Origin of the sequence: Brucella sp., from assembly GCF_032066345.1 — a bacterium.
Taxonomy (GTDB): Bacteria; Pseudomonadota; Alphaproteobacteria; order Rhizobiales; family Rhizobiaceae; genus Brucella; species Brucella pseudogrignonensis.
This window is the reverse complement of the sequence record NZ_DAMBKZ010000042.1, coordinates 1-2,777: the sequence shown is the minus strand read 5'-3', so window position 1 is coordinate 2,777 and position 2,777 is coordinate 1. Positions and strand designations below refer to the sequence as shown.

The window sequence follows — 2,777 nt, the reverse complement described above, 5'->3', positions numbered from 1 at the left end:
ACTTAGCATCATCGGCAAGGATGCCGATACGGAGATGCGGTCCCTTGAAGATAAGATGGCTAAGCTTCAGGCACGCAAAGACGAGCTGACGGCAACGAAGCTTGACACTATTGTTATTGAGCCTGCCTACAAGCCTTTAGCTGCCCCAACATCTGGCAAATCCGACGCTGAAAAGGCCCGTGAGAAGGCGGCGAAGCAGGCGGAGCGCGAGCGCAAGGTGGTCACGGACTTAATCAAGGAGCTTGAATTCGAAGCCAGCCTTGTAGGGAAGAGCGCCGTAGAGAAAGAGAAGATGATCGCCCTTCGCCATGCTGGGGCAGCGGCCACAGAAGCCGAGAAGCAGAAAATCGAAGCGTTGGTGGAGAGCACCTATCGCGCAAATGAAGCGCACGAACGTCAGAAAGAAGCCCTACAAGAGCTCAATGACGCCGGGCGAGACTTCGCCGGCACGCTGGTGGATGGCTTGCTGTCTGGCGCCAAGGCGAGTGACGTGCTTTCAAATGCGCTGGGCCAACTGGCCGACCGCTTTTTGAACTCCGGGCTGGATGCACTATTCAACGGCGGGGGAGGATTTGGCGGCTTGCTTGGCGGTATGTTCCGCGGCGGTAAATCCGATCCTTGGGCGGGGTTGAGGCTTGCGAGCGGCGGCCATGTGCGCGGTCCCGGTGGCCCTCGCAGTGACAGCATTCCCGCCATGCTCTCAAATGGCGAGTACGTCATCAACGCAGCCGCAGCGAAGAAATTTGGACCGCTTCTCGATGCGATCAACGGCGGCCAGGGTCTCGCGCTGGCAGGCGGCGGTCCGGTAAGCCTGCCTTCGATCACTGCCCCGCGTATGCCTGACCTATCGCGCATTACGAACAACAACAATAGCACGACGATGAACAGCGCGCCGGTCATCAATGTGAATGTGAATGGGGCGACTGGCGATAGGGAAATCGAAGCGCGCGCTTACGCTGGCGCTCAGAAAGCTATCAAGCAATGGCAAGGGTCACCTGCCTTTGTTCAAGCGGTTTCAGGCGGTGTGAAGTTGGGTAACCGACGGGGAATGCTGAAATGAATTCGCGCCGTTTTGATCCTCACCAATATCTGAACGCCCATTGTCTTGGTTGAAGATTAGAATCTGGAGGTAAAGTTGAAATTGCCTAGACGTTCTCCTTCGGCCCCTGCATTATCGACGCAAGCAAATAGGGGGCTTAGAGATTCGATGCCAAAATTCGTTACTGCACTAGGTTTAAAAGGCAATCCTTTCGAAAACTATGTAGCCGAAAAAGAACCAGATATAGCTGAGTATGCGGTAAAACCTCCATATTTCGAAGTTATTGAAGGGAGGGCGATGAACACGTCCTCATTCCTTCTGTTCGGCGAACGCGGTGCGGGGAAAAGTGCTACCCGGCTCACAATTTATAAGGAGATTTGGAAGCTAAAGGGTTCTGGAAAGAAAGTTCCATTAGCAGTAAATATGGTCGACTTTTCATGCGCTATCAATAAAAGATCATTTGAAAACTTAAATGAAAACACATTGATTTCTGAAGTGGCATTTCTAGTTATAGAAAGCCTGCTAGCTTGGTTGAGTACTTTGGAGGAAGATGAAAGGAGTATATTTTTACACGCTTTGGATGATGATGAAAAAAACTTGTGTTATCAACTATTGCGAGATTTTTATTTAAGTCGGCCCGATTCCAAACGAGAGAAATCCGCTCACGATGCTATGGAGTTGTTCAACCAGGCAATACTAGCAAAAACGCAAATGTGGATCACGAGGAAGTGGGACAGAATCGCAGAACTGATGGGCGCATGCGCAGACGTACTTGCGAAACGTGCTGCTCCGGAGGCCGATGTGTCTGGATCGGTTACCAAGGCTCTGAAAGCTGAACCCGGTGATTTCGACGCAGTTTTAGTGCTAAAGAAACTTGTTTCACTGGTCAGTATATTTGACTTCAGCGGCATTATAATCCTTGTCGATAAGGTGGACGAAACGGATGCAACAAACAACTCTGCGGAAAGAACTGCCGAGTTAATACACCCCATTCTCTCAAGAATTCAATTTACTGAAGTAAATAGCTTTTCTTGGATCTTTTTTTTGTGGCATCAAACAAAATCGATATTTGAGAGTGACAAATTTCCAGTCCGATTAGACAAGCTCGGTCACGCGACGGTGTCTTGGGACGATAAGTTCTTTCAAGTAATGCTTAACCGACGGGTCAAATTCTTCTCTGACGACAAAAAGAATTTTATCGAACTTTTTTCCACGGATACCGATGAACATAGTTTGATTAATTTGCTTATCTCGATATCAATGCGATCGCCCAGAGAAATGATACGTCTTCTGGATGTGATCATTCGCGAACATGATGTAGTATACGCTGAGAATGCGGAATATACAGAGTTGACTTTGAATTCTATTCAAGCTGGAATTGATAAGTATGTCACCGATACTATTTCTACCGTCTACGGAGAAAGACTCTTAGCGCAGATATTTCGCTTAAATAAACTTACCTTTACAAATAAAGACGTTCAGAATACTTTCCGCGTGGGCGCTCAATCAGCGAGAACACGAATTCAATCTTGGGAAAGTGCTGGCATAATTAAGCACATTGGTACAAGAGCTGCTGAGGGCGTTCAAGGCGGTAAGCCTGCAAACGAATATTCTATCGTCGATGCTCGCATTGAGCGCGTAATGGCGAGGCAGTTGATAAAATATGAAGGAGAAGTAGTGGCAGAAAATGACGAGGAGTTGGAGAAAACGGACTGCCAATAAAAGTTTCCGATAACTT

The 2,777-nt window shown here is 48.3% G+C and carries 1 protein-coding gene and 1 pseudogene; both read left to right on the top strand.

Annotation, left to right across the window (positions count from 1 at the left end):
• Window positions 1-1,060 (top strand): annotated as a pseudogene (locus RT142_RS24330) (hypothetical protein); the annotation flags it as partial.
• Between the two features lie 147 nt (window positions 1,061-1,207).
• A complete protein-coding gene (locus RT142_RS24325) occupies window positions 1,208-2,761 on the top strand; it encodes a P-loop ATPase, Sll1717 family (protein ID WP_313032138.1) in 1,554 nt (517 codons plus the stop codon).
• The last annotated feature ends 16 nt before the right edge of the window (window positions 2,762-2,777 follow it).